At 63.3% G+C, this 18,105-nt stretch carries 19 protein-coding genes and 2 pseudogenes; 3 read left to right on the forward strand and 18 right to left on the reverse strand.

Features of this window, described 5'->3' with window-relative positions:
• Positions 1-46 precede the first annotated feature (46 nt).
• The 13 genes and pseudogenes from AAZU54_RS15895 to ubiE form a co-directional block, all read right to left on the reverse strand.
• On the reverse strand, positions 47-940 hold the full coding sequence (locus AAZU54_RS15895) for a methyl-accepting chemotaxis protein (RefSeq protein ID WP_405130351.1): 894 nt from the start codon (positions 938-940) through the stop codon (positions 47-49).
• Between the two features lie 9 nt (positions 941-949).
• Positions 950-2,035: pseudogene (locus AAZU54_RS15900) on the reverse strand (methyl-accepting chemotaxis protein); the annotation flags it as partial.
• A gap of 167 nt (positions 2,036-2,202) precedes the next feature.
• The gene (locus AAZU54_RS15905; protein WP_372353299.1) at positions 2,203-3,075 is read right to left on the reverse strand and encodes a methyl-accepting chemotaxis protein; all 873 of its coding nucleotides are present in this window, start codon (positions 3,073-3,075) and stop codon (positions 2,203-2,205) included.
• A pseudogene (locus AAZU54_RS15910) lies at positions 3,058-4,119 on the reverse strand (methyl-accepting chemotaxis protein); the annotation flags it as partial. The gene AAZU54_RS15905 and the pseudogene AAZU54_RS15910, both read right to left, overlap by 18 nt.
• Before the next feature lie 101 nt (positions 4,120-4,220).
• The gene (locus tag AAZU54_RS15915) at positions 4,221-4,928 is read right to left on the reverse strand and encodes a 16S rRNA (uracil(1498)-N(3))-methyltransferase (RefSeq protein WP_186557346.1); all 708 of its coding nucleotides are present in this window, start codon (positions 4,926-4,928) and stop codon (positions 4,221-4,223) included.
• Positions 4,925-5,716 (reverse strand): twin-arginine translocase subunit TatC, encoded by a 792-nt coding sequence (gene tatC / locus AAZU54_RS15920; protein ID WP_186557347.1) that lies wholly within the window; start codon positions 5,714-5,716, stop codon positions 4,925-4,927. The genes AAZU54_RS15915 and tatC overlap by 4 nt, the downstream gene beginning before the upstream one ends.
• Complete coding sequence (tatB, locus tag AAZU54_RS15925) at positions 5,713-6,132, reverse strand: Sec-independent protein translocase protein TatB (protein ID WP_434727369.1); 420 nt, start codon at positions 6,130-6,132, stop codon at positions 5,713-5,715. The genes tatC and tatB overlap by 4 nt, the downstream gene beginning before the upstream one ends.
• Positions 6,133-6,135: 3 nt before the next feature.
• On the reverse strand, positions 6,136-6,420 hold the full coding sequence (locus AAZU54_RS15930) for a twin-arginine translocase TatA/TatE family subunit (protein WP_186557349.1): 285 nt from the start codon (positions 6,418-6,420) through the stop codon (positions 6,136-6,138).
• 67 nt (positions 6,421-6,487) lie between these two features.
• Entirely contained in the window at positions 6,488-6,817 is a 330-nt protein-coding gene (locus tag AAZU54_RS15935; RefSeq protein ID WP_186557350.1) for a phosphoribosyl-ATP diphosphatase, read from the reverse strand.
• A gap of 1 nt (position 6,818) precedes the next feature.
• Positions 6,819-7,211 carry a phosphoribosyl-AMP cyclohydrolase gene (gene hisI / locus AAZU54_RS15940; RefSeq protein WP_434727370.1) on the reverse strand — a complete coding sequence of 131 codons (393 nt, stop codon included), beginning with the start codon at positions 7,209-7,211 and terminating at the stop codon, positions 6,819-6,821.
• 73 nt (positions 7,212-7,284) lie between these two features.
• A complete protein-coding gene (gene ubiB / locus AAZU54_RS15945; RefSeq protein WP_186557352.1) occupies positions 7,285-8,895 on the reverse strand; it encodes a ubiquinone biosynthesis regulatory protein kinase UbiB in 1,611 nt (536 codons plus the stop codon).
• Entirely contained in the window at positions 8,892-9,515 is a 624-nt protein-coding gene (locus AAZU54_RS15950) for a ubiquinone biosynthesis accessory factor UbiJ (protein WP_312155221.1), read from the reverse strand. The genes ubiB and AAZU54_RS15950 overlap by 4 nt, the downstream gene beginning before the upstream one ends.
• Positions 9,515-10,285, reverse strand: coding sequence for a bifunctional demethylmenaquinone methyltransferase/2-methoxy-6-polyprenyl-1,4-benzoquinol methylase UbiE (ubiE, locus tag AAZU54_RS15955; RefSeq protein WP_186557354.1), 771 nt, complete (start codon positions 10,283-10,285; stop codon positions 9,515-9,517). Before ubiE ends, AAZU54_RS15950 begins: the two co-directional genes overlap by 1 nt.
• Before the next feature lie 124 nt (positions 10,286-10,409).
• Here ubiE and AAZU54_RS15960 point away from each other — a divergent pair, with 124 nt between their 5' ends.
• From AAZU54_RS15960 to AAZU54_RS15970, 3 genes are all read left to right on the forward strand, one after another.
• On the forward strand, positions 10,410-10,685 hold the full coding sequence (locus tag AAZU54_RS15960) for a polyhydroxyalkanoic acid system family protein (RefSeq protein ID WP_186557355.1): 276 nt from the start codon (positions 10,410-10,412) through the stop codon (positions 10,683-10,685).
• Positions 10,686-10,843: 158 nt separating this feature from the next.
• On the forward strand, positions 10,844-11,263 hold the full coding sequence (locus AAZU54_RS15965) for a phasin family protein (RefSeq protein WP_186557356.1): 420 nt from the start codon (positions 10,844-10,846) through the stop codon (positions 11,261-11,263).
• A gap of 10 nt (positions 11,264-11,273) precedes the next feature.
• On the forward strand, positions 11,274-12,041 hold the full coding sequence (locus AAZU54_RS15970; protein ID WP_405130348.1) for a phasin family protein: 768 nt from the start codon (positions 11,274-11,276) through the stop codon (positions 12,039-12,041).
• A gap of 114 nt (positions 12,042-12,155) precedes the next feature.
• On the opposite strand, the gene AAZU54_RS15975 is transcribed toward AAZU54_RS15970, so the two are convergent.
• The 5 genes from AAZU54_RS15975 to AAZU54_RS15995 all read right to left on the reverse strand — a co-directional run bounded on the left by AAZU54_RS15975 (position 12,156) and on the right by AAZU54_RS15995 (position 17,952).
• Positions 12,156-12,770 carry a TetR/AcrR family transcriptional regulator gene (locus AAZU54_RS15975; RefSeq protein WP_186557358.1) on the reverse strand — a complete coding sequence of 205 codons (615 nt, stop codon included), beginning with the start codon at positions 12,768-12,770 and terminating at the stop codon, positions 12,156-12,158.
• A 4-nt stretch (positions 12,771-12,774) separates the two neighbouring features.
• Entirely contained in the window at positions 12,775-14,457 is a 1,683-nt protein-coding gene (gene phaC / locus AAZU54_RS15980; RefSeq protein ID WP_405130349.1) for a class II poly(R)-hydroxyalkanoic acid synthase, read from the reverse strand.
• A gap of 171 nt (positions 14,458-14,628) precedes the next feature.
• Positions 14,629-15,480: a poly(3-hydroxyalkanoate) depolymerase gene (gene phaZ / locus AAZU54_RS15985; protein ID WP_186557360.1), complete on the reverse strand. Its 852-nt coding sequence runs from the start codon at positions 15,478-15,480 to the stop codon at positions 14,629-14,631.
• 60 nt (positions 15,481-15,540) lie between these two features.
• On the reverse strand, positions 15,541-17,220 hold the full coding sequence (gene phaC, locus AAZU54_RS15990) for a class II poly(R)-hydroxyalkanoic acid synthase (protein ID WP_312155204.1): 1,680 nt from the start codon (positions 17,218-17,220) through the stop codon (positions 15,541-15,543).
• 354 nt (positions 17,221-17,574) lie between these two features.
• A complete protein-coding gene (locus tag AAZU54_RS15995) occupies positions 17,575-17,952 on the reverse strand; it encodes a gamma-butyrobetaine hydroxylase-like domain-containing protein (RefSeq protein ID WP_186557362.1) in 378 nt (125 codons plus the stop codon).
• Positions 17,953-18,105: the final 153 nt, after the last annotated feature.

The following is an 18,105-nucleotide window of genomic DNA, read 5'->3' on the forward strand; positions in this document are numbered from 1 at the left end:
AAATAAGTTGACCAGTTCAAGCCCGCTCCCACGTTGATGCGCGTTGTTAGAGATTGAACCGCCCTACCATCCCGCGCAGTTGCTGCCCCAGCTGCTCCAGCTCGCCACTGGAAGCCGCCGTCTGCTCACTGGCGGCACTGGTCTGATCCGACACTTGCCGCACATTGATCACGCTGCGATTGATCTGCTCGGCCACCACACTTTGCTCCTCGCTGGCCGTGGCAATCTGCTGGTTCATGCCCTGGATGCTGGAAACTGTCTGGGTGATTTGCCCCAGCGCGTCACCGGCCTTACGGCTTAGCTCCACGCTTTGTTCGGTAAGTTGCTTGCTGCTGTCGAGCAGGCCGGTGACCTCGTCTGTGCCACTGTGCAAGCTGGCGATCAGTTGCTCGATCTCTTCGGTCGATTGCTGGGTGCGCTGGGCCAAACCTCTGACCTCATCAGCGACCACCGCGAAGCCGCGCCCCGCTTCACCCGCGCGGGCGGCCTCGATGGCGGCATTGAGCGCGAGCAGGTTGGTCTGCTCTGACACCGACTTGATCACATCGAGAATGCTGCCGATGCGCAGGCTTTCCCCCGCCAGGTGATGCATGGCTCGTAGGCAATGATCCATCTGCCCGGCCAACTGCTCGATCTGCGCGACCGCCTGGGCCACTACTTCATCGCCCAGCTGCGCCTGATGATCGGCGGTGGTCGCGGCTTGCGAGGCCTGCTCGGCATTTTGTGCCACTTCTTGCACCGTGGCGCTCATCTGGTTCATCGCGGTGGCCACCTGGTCGGTCTCTTCGCGCTGTTGGTTGATCCGCTCTTTGGTGTCTTCGCTGGCATTTGCCAGTTGTGAGGCTGCACTGGATAACTGGCTGACACCTTGGTCGATGCCGCCGATCAGCTCACGCAAGCTCAGGGTCATGTCGCGCATGCTCGCCTGCAACTGGCCCATTTCATCGCGGCGTGTGACCGGCTCCAATTGGCTTAGGTCGCCGCGGGAGATGCGCGCAGCCTGGGCCAGGGTCTGGCGTAGCGGCTGGGTAATCTGCCGGGTGATCACCCAGCCGGCGGCGATACCCAGCAGCAATGCCAGCAAAGCGACCGTGGTCAGCAGCGAGCGCGCAGCCAGCGCTTCATGGTCCCGCTGCTCGACCTTCTGTTCGCCCAGCGCGATGCTCGCTGCGCTAAGTTCGTCGCCGATCTTCTCCATGTTGTTCTGCAACTGTTCGACGTTGATTGCCGCGCGGCGGTATTGTTCAAGGCTGCTGCGATACCTTGCTAGCTGCGCAGCAGGCTGCTCCATCAGGCTGCGCGGCAATTCGAGCCGGGCCAAGGCCCTTAGGAGCTGATCGAGCGCGACGTCGGCAGCATTCAGGGCCGTCTCGCCAACCTTGGCGAAGTCTTCGATGGGGGAGAAGGTGTAGGCCGGCACCAGGCTTTGTTGAGCGGCGTTGTCGATATGGCGCGACAGGCTGTCCATCAGCCCCAGAACACCTCCTTGCTGGTTGTCAGCGGGCATTCGCAGCAGGGCTTGAGTCTGTAGCTCGTCGATCACCTCATCGAGCTTCTGTGCCTGCGCCTGCAAGGTGCTGCGGGTCTGGCTGCGCAGATCGACGGCGCGCAGCATGGCGGCGAAGTCGTCACGCAGCCGCTGCAGTTGTTGCAGTTTCTGCGTGAGCAGCTGCCGTGACTCTTCGACACTGCTGCGTTGTTGCAGGGTGCTGAGCATGTGCTGCAACTGCTCGAGGATGTGGGTAATGCGCGCCTTGCTGGTGTCATCGGCAAGGACGCGGAAGGTAATGCGCTCGGCGCGCAAGTCTTTGCCCAGCTCGTTGATCCGAACGATTTCGCTCAGCTGTTGCGAGCGGGTGATGGCGCCATCGAGGGCGCGCCAGCCACTGATCGTGGTGGCCAGGGTGAGCAGCAGTACGATCGCGAAGCCCAGGGCGAGCTTCAGTCCTACGCTCAGGTTGCCTAACCTGCGATTGATGTTTCCGAACATGGCATGCCTCCGTCCAATAGAGTGATGGCCACGTGATATGGCCATGCCTGCTCATCGGCAGAGGGGGTGTGGGACTGGACCTGTAAGTTGTGTAGGAAAAGTCGCTTAAGTGAGCGGGAATTAACTTGGGTGTTGTGCTGTGATCGAGGGCCTCTTCGCGGGCAAGCCCTATAGGAGTGGGCTTGCCCGCGAGAAGCCCTCGATGACACCCATCAGAGCCGGAACTTACCGACCAGCCCCTGCAAGTGGGTACCCAGTCTGGCCAGTTCAACGCTGGAGCTGGCGGTCTCCTCGCTAGCCGCTGAGGTCTGGTCAGAAATATCCCGCACGTTCATCACGCTGCGGTTGATTTCTTCGGCCACCGCGCTCTGCTGTTCTGCGGCGGTAGCAATCTGCTGGTTCATCGCCTGGATCGAGGACACCGTGCGGGTAATGGTTTCAAGAGAACCACCCGCACGGCGGGTCAGTTCGACGCTGCTGTCGGTCAAACCGCGGCTGGCGTCCATGACACTGGCCACGCGTTGCGTGCCGGTCTGCAAGCTGGCGATCAGTTCCTCGATCTCTTCGGTCGATTGCTGGGTGCGCTGGGCCAGGCTGCGCACTTCGTCGGCGACCACGGCAAAGCCGCGCCCGGCCTCGCCTGCGCGGGCAGCCTCAATGGCGGCGTTGAGCGCCAACAGGTTGGTCTGCTGGGCCACTGCCTTGATCACATCCAGCACGCTGCCGATCTTGTCGCTTTCGGCCTTGAGCTGGTTCATCGCCTCGCTGGAGTTGACCACCTCGCCGGCCAGGCGCTCGATCTGGGCGATGGCTTCGCCAACCACGCGGTCGCCTTCACGGGCCTGCTGGTCGGCTACCAGCGCCGCTTCCGAGGCCTGTTCGGCATTGCGCGCGACCTCATGCACGGTGGCCGCCATTTCGTTCATCGCGGTGGCGACCTGGTCAGTCTCGACCTTCTGGTTGTTGACGCCCGCGCTGGTCTGTTCGGTCACCGCCGAAAGCTCCTCGGCAGCACTGGCGATCTGGGTGACGCCGTCGCCGATGCCGCCGATCAGCTCGCGCAGGCTCAGGGTCATGCGCTGCATGCTGGCTTGTAGCTGGCCCAGCTCGTCGCGGCGGTCCACTTGCAGGTTCTGGGTCAGGTCGCCTGCCGCGACCCGCTCGGCGGCGGTCAGGGTCTGGCGCAGGGGCACGATGATCTGCCGGGTGATCGCCCAGGCCGCGATCAGCCCGAGCAGCAGCGCCAGGGCGGTGGCGCCGGCAAGCAGGGTCTTGGCCTGTTGGGTGCCTTGGTCGCGAACCTGGGTTTGCGAGCGGGTCATCTGCTGCGCAGTGTCGAGCAGGATCGTGCCTTGCTCGGCCATGTGCTTGAGTGCCTGCTCGCTGGCATCCTGGGCATTGCCGACCTGGATCACGGCATCCCGATAGGCGGCCAGCGCGCTCGCTGCGTCGTCCAGGCTGGCAGCGTGCTCGGCGCCGACTTTGCCCGGCAGTGCCTTGAGTATTGGCATGGCCTGGTCGATGGCATCGAGCGCGGTGCGCTGGAACTCTGCTTTGCCGCTGTAGGTGTAGCCCCGGACCTGGAAGCGCGCCTGTTGCAGTTGGGCGCTGACTTCGACGGCCTCCTGGTACTGGCCGATATCACCGCCTTGCAGCAGGCGTTGCTGGACCTTGCTGATCAGCTCAGCGGCTTTGTCGGCGCTGTCGCCCAGCACTTGGCGGCCAGCAGTGCGCTGCTGATCAGCCTGTCTGAGCTGCTGGAATGCCTGCTGGTACTGCCGCACCGCTTCGCGCTGCTGCTCCAGGCGCTTGAGGTCGTCGGGCTGCTCGATCTGGCCGAGCATGAACTGCACCTGGTTCTGCAGGCTGCTCAGGGCTCTTTCCAGTTCGGCTACCGAGGCTTCATTGCGATCACGCGCGTAGTGCTGCCGGGCGATGCGCAACTCCTGGGTGCCTTGATGGATCACCGAGATATTGCCGAGCTTATCGCCGCGGCTGGTGACACTGTCCACACCGAACCATCCGGTCAAGGTGATGGCCAAGGTCAACAGCAAGACCAGGCCAAAGCCAAAGCCCAGCTTGCGGCTGACACTCATATTTCCCAGAGACTGGGCAAACCACTGGTACATGTTCGACTCCCCGGCGTTTGGCAGCGCAGATTATTGTTGTGCTGCAAAGGCCATCGGCTTGCGCCGGGGAAACTTGATGGGGGAAAGGTCTGACTGATGCGTCAGAAAATTCGTGACAGCAACGCCGTGACGGCAGTCTCTACGCGCAGGATGCGTTCGCCCAGTTGCACCGGTGCCAGGCCAGCCTTGCCCAATAGCTCGACTTCGTAGGGGATCCAGCCACCTTCGGGGCCAATCGCCAAGGTTACCGGCTCGTTCACGGCGCGGGGGCAGGCAGGGTAGGGGCCGGGGTGACCGACCAGGCCGAGGGTGCCTGCGGCGATGGCGGGCAGGCGGTCTTCGACGAACGGCTTGAAGCGTTTCTCGATGATCACTTGCGGCAGTACCGTGTCGCGAGCCTGCTCAAGGCCGAGGATCAGGTTGTCACGGATCGTCTCGGGGTTGAGAAACGGCGTCTGCCAGAAGCTCTTCTCAACTTTGTAGCTGTTGACCAGGATCAGCCGGGGCACGCCCAGGGTGGCGACGGTCTGGAACAAGCGCCGGAGCATTTTCGGGCGCGGTACCGCCAGTACCAGGGTCAGTGGCAGTTTGGCTGGGGGTTGCTGGTCGAAGGCGACCTGCAATTCGGCCTCATGGCCCTCCAGGCGTACCACTGTGGCCTGGCCCATCAGCCCGTTGATACGCCCCACGCGCAGGCTGTCACCCACTGCAACGCGGTGGATTTCCTGCATGTGGGTGAAGCGACGATCAGCCAGCACGACGCGGTCGGCCGCGATGAAGTCGGCCTCTTCGAGCAACAACAGGTTCATGGCTGGGTCGCTGGCGGCTGGTCGTTGTGGTCGTCTGCGCCAGCCTCGTCGACATGGTCGCGCTTGCGGATCAGGCCGCCGCACAGCACGCCGATCTCGAACAACAGCCACATCGGCACGGCGAGCAGGGTCTGCGAGAAGATGTCTGGCGGGGTCAGGATCATGCCGACCACGAAGCAGCCGATGATCACGTAGGGGCGGATCTTCTTCAGGTACTTGACGTCGACTACGCCGATCCACACCAGCAGCACCACCGCCACCGGGATTTCGAAGGCGACGCCGAAGGCGAAGAACAGGGTCATGACGAAATCGAGGTAACTGGCGATGTCGGTCATCATCGACACCCCTTCCGGCGTGGCGCTGGCGAAGAAGCCGAAGATCAGCGGGAACACCAGGAAGTAGGCGAAGGCCATCCCGGCGTAGAACAGCAGGATGCTGGAAATCAGCAACGGAATGGCGATGCGCTTCTCGTGGCGATACAGGCCCGGTGCGATGAAGCCCCAGATCTGCTGGAGAATGAACGGAATCGCCAGGAACAGCGCGACGATCATGGTCAGCTTGAACGGCGTGAGGAACGGCGAGGCCACGTCGGTGGCGATCATCGTCGCATTGGCCGGCAAGTGATCGCGCAGCGGCGCCGAGACCAGGGTGTAGATCTGTTGGGCGAACGAGAACAGCCCGGCGAAGATCAGGAAGACAACGACAACGCAGCGCAGCAGGCGCGTGCGCAATTCGGTCAGGTGCGAGACCAGCGGCATTGGCTGATCGTGTTCCGGTCTATCGCTCATGGGACTCGTGGCGTCTGGGGTGGCTCAGGAGGGGTAGCAGGGCTGGCGGGCATGCTGGCATCGGCTGGAGTAGCCGCGTGGCCGCTGGCTGGCGCTGCGCCTTGCTCTGGCGCAGCGGCTGCAGGCGTGCTGGCGGCGGCCGGCGTTTCGGCTGGCTTGGCGGGTTCGGCCAGCGGATTGAGGATGCGCCGAGCCTCCTGTTCCATCGACAGGATGTGCTCGTTGTGCAGCTGGCGGCGGATGTCGTCGGCACCGATTTCGCGCTCGACTTCCATCTTGATGCTGTTGAAGCTGCGCTTGAGCCGCCCGATCCACAGCCCCGCAGTGCGCGCGGCGCCCGGCAGACGCTCGGGGCCGAGCACCACCAGGGCGACCAGGCCGACGAGCAGCAGCTCGCTGAAGCTGATGCCAAACATGGGTCAGTCTTTCCGCTGTGGCTCTTGGACCGGCTGGGCCTGGCCTTCGATGGTGGTGTGCGTCTGGTTCAGCGGCGCGGTGTTGTGCGGCTGCTGGGTGGGTGGCACGGGCTGCACCGGTGGTGGGGTCTGCTCGGCGGGCTTGTTCTCTTCGTCGCTCATGGCTTTGCGAAAGCCCTTGATCGACTCGCCCAGGTCACCGCCGAAGTTTTTCAGCTTCTTGGTGCCGAACACCAGGACCACGACGACCAGCAGGACGATCCAGTGTTTCCAGTCAAAAATACCCATGGTGTACTCCCTTGAATGATGTGTTGGCCGAGCCGACGCTATCGCGGGGCAAGCCCGCTCCCACCGGTCAGCTTTGCCGGGCGGCTTTTTCGTCGTGGCCGGACAGGCCGAAGCGGCGGTCCAGTTCGTCCAGCACCGCTTGTGGGTGTTGGCCCAGCGCGCTGAGCATCACCAGGCTATGGAACCACAAGTCTGCGGTCTCGTAGATGACATCGCTGTAATCACCGCTGTGTTCGGCGTCTTTGGCCGCGATGATGGTTTCTACCGATTCTTCGCCGACTTTCTCAAGGATCTTGTTCAGGCCCTTGTGGTACAGGCTGGCCACATACGAGCTGTCCGGGGCCGCGCCTTTGCGGGCCTCCAGCACTTCGGCCAGACGAGTCAGGGTATCGCTCATGTCAGTGTCCTGCGCTGTAAATTGCATCGGGATCTTTCAGGACCGGGTCGACGGTGTTCCACTGGCCATTTTCATAGACCCGGTAGAAGCAGCTTTCGCGGCCGGTATGGCAGGCGATCTGGCCCAGTTGCTCGACCATCAGGATGATCACGTCGGCGTCGCAGTCCAGGCGCATTTCATGCAGTTTCTGCACGTGGCCAGACTCTTCACCTTTACGCCACAGCTTGCCACGCGAGCGCGACCAGTAGATGGCGCGCTGCTCGGCGGCGGTCAAGGCCAGCGATTCGCGGTTCATCCAGGCCATCATCAGCACGCGTCCGGTCTTGTGGTCCTGGGCGATCGCCGGTACCAGGCCATCGCTGTTCCACTTGATCTCGTCCAGCCAGTCTTTCATCGTCGACTCCAAAACCGGGCCCGCTCCTGTACCGGGCCTGTTGCGCTAGTGTGCCAGCCAGCGGCGCGGCTGGCTATCGGCGCACGATCAGGTAAAGGCCCGCCGCGAGCATCAGCCAGGCCGGCCAGGCAGCGGGGGCGCTGAGACTGACCGCGCCGGCTGCTAGGGTCGCGCCGCCGCCGAGCAGGCCGGCGCCGAGCAGGCGCAGCGCCCAGTTGTCGGTTTGGCGACGGCGCTCGGGCAGTTGCGGGTCGTGCAGGTGCGGCTGCGACAGGCGTTCGAGCAGGTCGCGGGTCATGTCGGCCAGGTGCGGCAGCTGCTCGGCCTGGCTGTACAGGTTGCCGAACACCGCCTTGGGGCTCATGCGGTCACGCATCCAGCGCTCCAGGTACGGCTTGGCCGTGCTCCACAGGTCCAGGTCGGGGTACAGCTGGCGGCCCAGGCCTTCGATGTTGAGCAAGGTCTTTTGCAGCAGTACCAGCTGCGGCTGGACTTCCATGTTGAAGCGCCGGGCGGTCTGGAACAGGCGCATCAGCACCTGGCCGAAGGAGATGTCCTTGAGCGGTTTTTCGAAGATCGGCTCGCACACCGTGCGAATCGCCGCTTCGAATTCGTTGACCTTGGTATGCGCTGGCACCCAGCCGGAGTCGATGTGCAGCTGCGCTACGCGGCGGTAGTCGCGTTTGAAGAAGGCGATCAGGTTGCGTGCGAGGTAGTCCTGGTCTTCGGCGGTGAGGCTGCCGACGATGCCGCAGTCGATGGCGATGTACTGCGGGCTCCACGGCTTGACGGTGCTGACGAAGATGTTGCCTGGGTGCATGTCGGCATGGAAGAAGCTGTCGCGGAACACCTGGGTGAAGAACACCTCCACGCCGCGCTCGGCCAGCAGTTTCATGTCGGTGCGCTGGTCGGCCAGGGTCACCATGTCGGTGACCGGCACGCCATAGATGCGCTCCATCACCAGCACTTTTGGCCGGCACAGGTCCCAATACACTTGCGGCACGTACATCAGCTCCGAACCTTCGAAGTTGCGTCGCAGTTGGCTGGCGTTGGCCGCCTCACGCAGCAGGTCGAGCTCGTCGTAGATGGTTTTTTCGTAGTCGCCGACCACTTCCACCGGGTGCAGCAGGCGCGCATCGGCAGAAACCCGCTCGGCGCCCTTGGCGATCAGGAACAGCCAGGCGAGGTCTTGGGCGATCACCGGCTTCAACCCCGGGCGTACCACTTTGACCACCACCTCTTCACCGGTTTTCAGGCGCGCCGCATGCACTTGGGCCACAGATGCCGAGGCCAGCGGCTCGACGTCGAAGCGGCTGAACACTTCACCGACCTTGGCCCCGAGCTGTTCTTCGATCAGCGCTACCGCTTGCTTGGGGTCGAACGGCGGGACGCGGTCCTGCAGCAGCATCAACTCATCGGCGATGTCGATCGGCAGCAGGTCGCGGCGGGTCGACAGCAGTTGGCCGAACTTGATGAAGATCGGCCCCAGATCCTGCAGGGCCAGGCGCAGGCGTGCACCGCGGCTGAGCTCGGAGGCCTTGCGCGGCAGCCAGCGCCAGGGCATGAGCAGGCGCAGGCTGCGCAGCCACCAAGGCAGGGGCAGGTCGAACAGCAGGTCATCGAGGCGGTAGCGGATCACGACGCGCTGGATGCGCAACAGACGGCGGACGGCGAGCAGCTTCATGCGTTATCGCTGGTATCAAGGGATCGGGCAAGGCGGCGGATGCGCGCCTCGAGGCGTTCTATGTCGATTTTCACGGTGTCGAGCTCGCTGAATGCAGCTTCGGCTTCGCGGCGGCCGACCAGGGTACGGGATTCTTCGGCCAGGTACTCGGACAGGTTCTGGCTGAACCGCGCCAGGCCCTGGCGGGTCCAGCGTGCGCGTAGCCGTACGTGGCCGGCGAGCATGGCCGTGGGCACTGGGCCTAGCCAGCGCGACAGCTCGTACTCCCAGTCCAGCTCCAGGTCCTGCAGCACCGCAACCAGGTCGAGCAGCACGGCGCTGTCGCCATGTAGCTGGACTTGCGGGCTGTGCAGCACGGCGCTCTTGTCCTTGGCCAAGGCCAATTGCACCAGGCTGCCGGCAGGCGCGCGCAGGGTACAGTCGGCTTCGCCTTCCCAGTGAGCGGCAAGCATCAGGCCGTCTTCGTCGGGCAGGATGTACAGCTGCAAGGCCGGCTGCACGCAGTCGATGGCGATCACCTTGCCTTCCAGCGCGGCCAGGCGCGGCAGGGCCGTGCTGTCCATGCGCAGGATGCGGTTAAGGCCATGCTCGACGCTGGCAAGAAGGCCGGCCAACAGCATCAGGGTTTGATCCCCCGGTGTACGGCAACGATGCCGCTGGTCATGTTGTGGTAGGTGACGCGGTCGAAGCCGGCATCGACCATCATGGCCTTCAAGGTCTCTTGATCAGGGTGCATGCGGATCGACTCGGCCAGGTAGCGGTAGCTCTCCGAATCATTGGTGATCAGCTTGCCCGCCAGCGGCATGAAGGCGAACGAGTAGGCGTCGTACGCCTTGGACATCAGCTTGTTGGTCGGCTTGGAGAATTCCAGCACCAACAGCCGGCCACCCGGCTTGAGCACGCGCAGCATGGAGCGAATGGCTTCGTCCTTGTGGGTCACGTTGCGCAGGCCGAAGGCGATGGTCACGCAGTCGAAATGGTTGTCCGGGAATGGCAGCTTTTCTGCGTCGGCCTGGACGAACTCGATGTTGCCGGCAACGCCACGGTCGAGCAGGCGGTCACGGCCGACCTTGAGCATCGACTCGTTGATGTCGGCCAGCACCACTTGGCCGGTAGGGCCGACCAGACGCGAAAACTTGGCTGCCAGGTCACCGGTGCCACCGGCGATGTCCAGCACCCGATTGCCACTGCGCACCCCGGACAGCTCGATGGTGAAGCGCTTCCACAGACGGTGCATGCCGCCGGAGAGGACGTCGTTCATCAGGTCGTATTTGGCGGCCACCGAGTGGAACACCTCGGCGACTTTCTTCGCCTTCTGGCTTTCTGGGACGTCCTTGAAGCCAAAATGAGTGGTGGGTTCGGCGTGTTCGCCTTTGCGCTGGTCGTTCATATCGCATCACCGGAAAAAATTACCGCCATTCTAGGGGCAACGGGCGGATTTGTCTTGGCGGGGTGTGCCGTGCGGCGGGGGCGGGCATAATGAGGGCATTGTCTTCATATTCAGGATTGCCCGCATGACCCAGATCAGCGTTGAACGCAAACACGCCCTCGGCCGCGACGCCGCCCGCGCCAAGGCCGAGGCGCTGGTGGACAAGCTGACCCGCGAATACGACCTCAAGGCCCAGTGGAATGGTGACCGCGTGGATGTGTCGCGCAGCGGCGCCAATGGCAGCGTGCACATTGGTGAGGACAGCATTCGCGTCGAGCTCAAGCTGGGCATGATGCTGTCGATGATGAGCGGCACGATCAAGGGTGAGATCGAGCGGGCGCTGGATAAGGCGCTGGCCTGAGTCCGTGTATTGGGGCCGCTTTGCGGCCCATCGCAGCCGCAAAGTGTGTCAGCCACCACCGCTTAGGGTGATGATTCTAATTTTTCTCCCTACCTTTGTGCTCAAGCCCTGAATCCATGGGCAGTTCCTCCATCCCCTATGAGCGTGAGGTGCAGAGCATGGCCAAAATCAATTTGAAGAAAAATGACGACGCCCAGGGCACCCTGGGCGAGGTGCGTAGCTATGCGCGTCGAATCTGGCTGGCAGGCATTGGCGCATACGCCCGTGTCGGTCAGGAAGGCAGCGAGTACTTCAAAGAGCTGGTGAAGGCTGGCGAAAGCGTCGAGAAGCGTGGCAAGAAAACCCTCGACAAGAAGCTCGATGCCGCCAATCACCAGATCGATGAAGCCGGTGAAGAAGTCAGCCGCGTACGCGGCAAGGTCGAGGTTCAGCTCGACAAGATCGAAAAAGCTTTCGATGCACGTGTCGCTCGTGGCTTGAATCGCCTCGGCATTCCGTCTAAACATGACGTTGAGGCGTTGTCCATCAAGTTGGAACAACTGCACGAGTTGCTCGAGCGTGTCGCGCGCAAACCATAAGGAGAGCAGGATGGCTGGCAAGAAGAACACCGAAAAAGAAGGCAGCTCCTGGATCGGCGGAATCGAGAAGTACTCCCGCAAGATCTGGTTGGCTGGCCTGGGTATCTACTCCAAGGTCGATCAAGACGGCCCCAAGCTGTTCGATCAACTGGTCAAGGATGGCGAGAAAGCCGAGAAGCAGGCGAAGAAGACTGTCGACTCGGCCGCCGACGGCGCCAAGTCTGCCACCACTTCGCGGGTGTCGGATGTCAAAGAGCGTGCGCTGGGCAAGTGGAGCGAGCTTGAAGAGGCCTTCGACAAACGCCTGAACAGCGCCATCTCGCGCCTGGGCGTGCCGAGCCGCAACGAGATCAAGGCTCTGCATCAACAGGTCGATACGCTGACCAAGCAGATCGAGAAGCTGACTGGCGCGTCGGTTACGCCGGTGTCCAAGGCGGCGGCGAGCAAGACTGCCGCCAAGCCACTGGCCAAGGCTGCGGCTAAACCTGCTGCCAAGACCGCTGCGGCGAAACCTGCGGCCAAGCCTGCGGCGAAAACCGCGGCGGCCAAACCTGCTGCAGCGAAACCAGCAGCCAAGCCTGCTGCTGCCAAACCTGCGGCAAAACCTGCTGCGGCGAAAAAGCCAGCAGCGAAGAAGGCAGCGCCTAAACCGGCAGCAGCCAAGCCAGCCGCTCCGGCGGCCAGCGCGGCACCCGCCGCTACTGCGGCACCCGCGCCAAGCGCAGCTACCGCTAGCAGCGCGCCGTCGGCACCGGTGAGCGCGGTCACTCAGGCCTGATACCGGGTCGTCCTTATCGCGGGGCAAGCCCGCTCCCACGTTAGCCCTGACTCATCCGGGCTGCGTGGGAGCGGGCTTGCCCCGCGATGTTTTCAGGCACTATAGCGCTGACGTTCACCCCTCCAGATACTTCATCGCCAACTGCTCGGCGGCCTTGCGCGCCGGTGCCTGCAAGTGCGGCGCCACCAGCATCATCACCTGATACACCACCACCCCGACATCGCCCTCACGGCCCAGCACGCGCTGGTAATCCAGTGAGAACATCAAGGTCAGGGTGATCTGTTCCACCAGTTGCCCCAGCGCCTGGGTCTCGCTGGTTACCTGCCCTTGCGACTTGAGGCTGGCCAGCAGCGCCGCCAGCGTGCGCTTGATCGCGTTGATCAGGCTGCGCATGCCGCGCGCCAGTTTGGGCAGGCGCCCGGTCAGGTTGGACAAGTCCTGGAACAGAAACCGGTACTGCGCCATGCGTTCGACGATCAGGTGCAGGAACAGCCAGTAGTCCTCGGCATCCAGGCGCACATCCAGTGGCGGGTCGAGCAGCGGCATCAATGCCTCCTCGAAGCGCTCGAACAGGCCATGGACCAACGGCTCCTTGCCGTGGAAGTGGTAGTACAGGTTGCCTGGGCTGATCCCCAGCTCGTTGGCAATTTCCAGGGTCGAGACATTCGGCTCGCCTTGCTGGTTGAACAACTGCAAGGCGCATTCAAGGATACGATCACGGGTCTTCATGCGTTCAGCGCGCCAATACGTAAGTGCCCGGTGCCGGCCCCAGGGGTGGATAGGTGGTGTTGCCCAACTCGACGCGCGGCTCCTTGAGCGGCCCTGAACGCTGGCTGATCCACTCCAGCCACAGCGGCCACCAACTGCCTTCGCTGCGTGTGGCATCGTGGAACCAGGCCCGGGGATCGCTGGATAGCCTGGGGTTGTCCAGGTAGTAGGCCTTGGGGTTGCCAGGCGGATTGATAATGCTCTGGATGTGGCCGCTGTTGGCCAGTACGAAGCGCCGCTCGCCACCGAGTAGTTGCGCCGAGCGGTACACCGCATCCCACGGGGTGATGTGGTCGTTGCTGCCGGCGACGTGAAAGCTGTCCAGCCCGACCTGCTTGAGGTTGATCGGCGTGCCGCACACCTCCAGCCCGTCGGGGTGGGTCAACGGGTTGTGTTTGAAAAAATCCAGCAGGTCGCCATGCAGGGCGGCGGGCAGGCGCGTGTTGTCGGCGTTCCAGTAGAGGATGTCGAAAGCCGGTGGCGTCTTGCCGAGCAGGTAGTTGTTGACCCAGTAGTTCCAGATCAGGTCGTTGGGCCGCATCCAGGCGAAAATTCGCGCCACCTCGCCGCCATCGAGCACGCCGCGTTGATAGGAGCGACGCTTGGCCGCCTCGACTGTCTGTTCATCGGCGAACAAGCTGGCGGGGCTGTCGAACTGGCTGTCGAGCAAGCTGACCAGGTAGGTGGCGCTGCGCACCTTGCGCAGCTGCTTCTTGGCCTGCAGGTGGCCTTGCAGCGCGGCCATGGTCAGGCCGCCGGCACAGGCGCCCATCAGGTTGGGATCGCGATTGCCGCTGATGCTACGGCAGGCGTTGAGCGCTTCTTCCAGCGCCTGCACGTAGCTCGACAGGCCCCACTCGCGGTGGCGCGGATCGGGGTTGCGCCAGCTGACCATGAACACCTGTAGGCCGTTCTTGAGCATGTGCTGGACGAAGCTGTTGGTAGGGCTGAGGTCGAAGATGTAGTACTTGTTGATCTGTGGTGGCACCACCAGCAGCGGCCGGGCGTACTGCTTTTCGCTCATCGGCTTGTACTGGATCAGCTCCAGCAGGTCGTTGCGAAACACCACCGCACCTGGGGTAGTGGCGACATTGCCGCCGACCTCGAAGGCGCGTTCGTCGACCTGCCGCGGCAGGCCGTCGTTATGACGCAGGTCATCGAGCAGATGGCTCAACCCGCGCACCAGGCTTTGCCCGCCGGTGTTGAGCAGCTCCTTGACCGCCAACGGATTGAGCAGCGAGTTGCTCGGGGCCAGGGCATCGTTGATCAGGCTGAATAGAAAATGCGCGCGGGCGCGGTCGTCATCGGACAGCGAGCTTTCCTCGATCCACAGCCGGGTTTGTTTTTGCCAGGCCAGATAGGCCTGCAGGCCGCGCCGGTAGAAGGGGTTCTGGCTCCAGGTGGGATCCTTGAAGCGACTGTCGCGCGGGTGCGGCTGGTAGGGGGTATCGCCGAGCATGACCCGGCCCAGTTGGCCGCCCAGGGCCAGCAAGTGGCGGGCGGTGTGCAAGGGGTTGGTCAAGCCGTGGCGGCCGACGTGGCGCAATGTGCTAATCAGATCGCGGCCGCGCAGGCCAGTGATGGCGTTCTGCACGTTCATGATCGTGGCGGGGACCTGTGCGGTCCCTTTGGCCGGCTTTTCCTTCATGACAACACTCCCTCGTCGTTACGGTGTCGGTCGTGGCGGCCTCATCGCGGGGCAAGCCCGCTCCCACGCTAACCTGCTTCATAGCGGACTGCGTGGGAGCGGGCTTGCCCCGCGATGAGGCCGTCACTGACACAACCAAGCCAGTTGGCGCCTCCAAGCACAGCGCCCCACTCAACCACCGGAGGCGGGGCGGGGATGCATGACCGCACGCTGACGCTCTTGCTGGAGGAACTTCATGATGATCGGGGCGACGGCCTCGGCCCGGGTGATCAGAAACAAGTGGCCGTCGTCGATTATGTGTAGCTGGGCATTGGGAATTCGCCAGGCCAACAGGCGCATGTTGATCAACGGGATCAGCGGATCGTCGTCGCCGGCCAGCACCAGGGTCGGCTGGCTGATCTTGTGCAGCCAGTGAATGCTGGTCCAGCCTAGCCCGGCGAACAGCTGCCAGTAGTAGCCCAGCTTGCCGCCCGAGCGAACCTTGGCGGCGTGGTGCATGGCCAGGTCCGGGTCGCGGCGAAAACCACCGCCATAAATCATCGGTGCAATGCGGATCACATGGGAGGGCTGCACGTAGCGCCGCGGGCTGGCCATCATCCACAGCACCTTGGGCTTGCCCGGCACCATCACCGCCCCGGCTGCGGTAGCAGCCAGCACCAATTTCTTGCAGCGCTCGGGGTAGTCGTAGGCAAACTGCTGGGCCAGCGCCCCGCCCCAGGACACGCCGATGACGTTGACCTGGCCGTAGTCCAGGTAATCGAGCATCCGCGCCGTCAGCTTGGCCAACCCAGGAAAGCGATAGGGATGGCGCGGGGTCGAGGAGCCGCCGACGCCGGGCACGTCGAAGGCAATGACTTCCAGGTCCGGATCCAGCGCCTCGATGAACGGGAACACCAGCTCCAGGTTGGCGCCGATGCCGTTGAAGATCAGCAGCGGCGTCAGGTGCGGTTTGCCTGGGCGGACCGCGGTGCGGATGGACTGGTTGTCCAGCTCGACGGTCCTGAAAACGTAGGGTTGCGACATGCGCGACACTCGGTAAGGGGTCAATCGCCGTGGCGCCCAGCAGCGGCCACGGCGTCCTGCTCAACGCTCGTGAACGTAGGTGCCCGGCGCTGCTTCGCCAGCGGCGTAGGCGCGGTTGCCCAGGCGCGTCGGGGCCTTTTTCAATTCACCCGCGCGCTCGCCCAGCCAGCTCTGCCAGTGCAGCCACCAGGAGTCGGCGTGCTTGCTCGCGTTCTCTTGCCAGACCAGCGGTTCGTTGGGCCGGTCTTCACCGGTCAGGAAGCGCGCCTTGGGGTTGCCGGGTGGGTTGAGAATGCTCTGGATGTGCCCGCTGTTGGACAGCACGAACTCGATCTTGCCGCCGAACAGGTGCGCCGAGCGGTAGCACGACTGCCAGGGCGTGATGTGGTCGGCGGTGCCGGCGACGCTGTAGATGTCGCACTTGACCTGCTTGAGGTCGATGGCCGTGCCGCACACCTCCAAGGCCTCGGAGCGGGTCAGCGGGTTGTTCTTGAACATCTCGATCAGGTCGCCATGGAAGGCGGCCGGCAAGCGCGTGGTGTCGTTGTTCCAGAACAGGATGTCGAACACCGGCGGCTCGTTGCCGAGCAGGTAATTGTTGACCCAGTAGTTCCAGATCAAGTCATTGGGGCGCATCCAGGCGAACACCTTGGCCATGTCGCTGCCTTCGAGCACGCCGGCCTGATAGGAGTGGCGCTTGGCCGCTTCCAGGGTCTGCTCGTCGACGAACAGCGCGACCTGGGTGTCGACCGTGGTGTCGAGCACGCTGACCAGTAGGGTCAGGGCGTTGACCTTGTTCTCGCCAAGGGCTGCGTAGTGGCCGACCAGCGCGGTGCAGGTAATGCCACCGGAGCAGGCGCCGAGCATGTTCAGGTCCTTGGCGCCGGTAATCGCCAGTACCGCGTCGACCGCTTCCTTGAGCGCATCGATGTAGGTCGACAGGCCCCATTCGCGCTGGGCCTTGGTCGGGTTGCGCCAGCTGATGATGAAGGTCTGCTGCTGCGAGCGCAGGCAGAAGCGCGCCAGGCTCTTTTCCGGGCTGAGGTCGAAGACGTAGAACTTGTTGATTTGCGGCGGCACCACCAACAGCGGCCGGGCGTGCACCTGCTCGGTGATCGGGCGGTACTGGATCAGCTCCAGCACGTCGTTGCGATAGACCACTGCACCTTCGCTGGTGCCGAGGTTCTTGCCGACCTCGAAGGCGTCCATGTTGACCTGGCTGGGCATGCCGCCGTTGTTGACCATGTCCTTGGCCAGGTTGGACAGGCCATCGAGCAGGCTCTTGCCGCCGGTCTCGAAGAAGCGCTTGACCGCTTGCGGGTTGGACAGGGTGTTGGTCGGTGCCATGGCCTCGGTCATCAGGTTGATGACGAACTGGCCGCGGCTGATGTCCTGGGGCGACAGATCGCTTTCGCTGATCCAGTCGTTGAGCTCCTTGCGCCAGGCCAGGTAGGTCTGCAGGTAGCGCCGATAGAGCGGGTTGTGGCTCCAGGCCGGGTCGTTGAAGCGACGGTCGTCGCCCTCGGGGTGCAGGCTGGATTTGCCCAGCAGCACGTTTTTCAGTTCCAGGCCGAAATGCGCAATATGTTTGGCACTGTGCAGCGGCTGGCGCACGGCTTGACGCAGAACGGTGCGCGCTGAACTCAGCAGATCCTTGCGGCGAATCCCGATCACCGGGTTCAGGCCCAGGGTGTTTTCCGAGGCTTGCCGCTGCAACTCATCGTTGTTCTTGTTACTCATCTACGACGCTCCGTTGTCCTGAGACGAGTACCGGTTGGCTGTGGCGGGTACACAGACGACTGCCCGGTACTGCTTGCTCGGGTGACCAGTGATAAGGAACAGCGGTGCTGCGACCGGATGCGTGTCGGTGATGAGCTGCGGGTTTTTCTGCGTGTGAAGACAGCCTGCTTTCGCTCGCGACCTCTACAACAACCGGCCTGGCCCTGCTTGCCCGAGAAGCAATGCAGGGAACTTGCCAGCTCCATTGGTTACCCGACTTTCATGTAATGCGCAAGACAGCCATTGCTTGGCGCTCGTGCAGCCATTCAAGCAGACCAAATTAGAAAATGCGCTCTAATCCTTGAGAGCCTTGAGCTAGAGCATCAGTTTGACCACTGACTCGGACGGGTCGCGAGATTTTCCGGCCTTGCTCAGTTCATCGAGATACTCCGCCCACAGCTGCGCTTGGCGCAGGCACAGTTGCTCAAGGTACTCCCAGGTGAACAATCCGCTGTCATGGCCGTCGTCGAAGGTCAATTTCAGTGCATATTGACCGGCCGGTTCCAGGCCGGTGAGGCCGACGTTGATCTTGCCAAATTGCAGGATGGGATTGCCGTGGCCCTGGACCTCGGCGGAGGGCGAGTGCACGCGCAAGAACTCGGCGGGCAGGTGATAGACCTCATCTGGGCCGTAGGTCAGGCTCAGGGTTTTCGAGGCTTTGTGCAGGTTGATTGCGGTGGGCAGGCGGGCCATGGGCGGAATCTCTCGGGGCTTTATGCTGCAAGCTTCGGGCTTGGAGAGATTAGATTCAAGCGGGGGCTGATTCGCTGGAGCCTTCAGAAGGCGTGGGAGCGGGCTTGCCCCGCGATAGCTGGCGTTGCTGCCGACGCTATCGCGGGGCAAGCC

The sequence above is a fragment of the Pseudomonas sp. Je.1.5.c genome, assembly GCF_051129895.1.
Taxonomy (GTDB): Bacteria; Pseudomonadota; Gammaproteobacteria; order Pseudomonadales; family Pseudomonadaceae; genus Aquipseudomonas; species Aquipseudomonas urmiensis.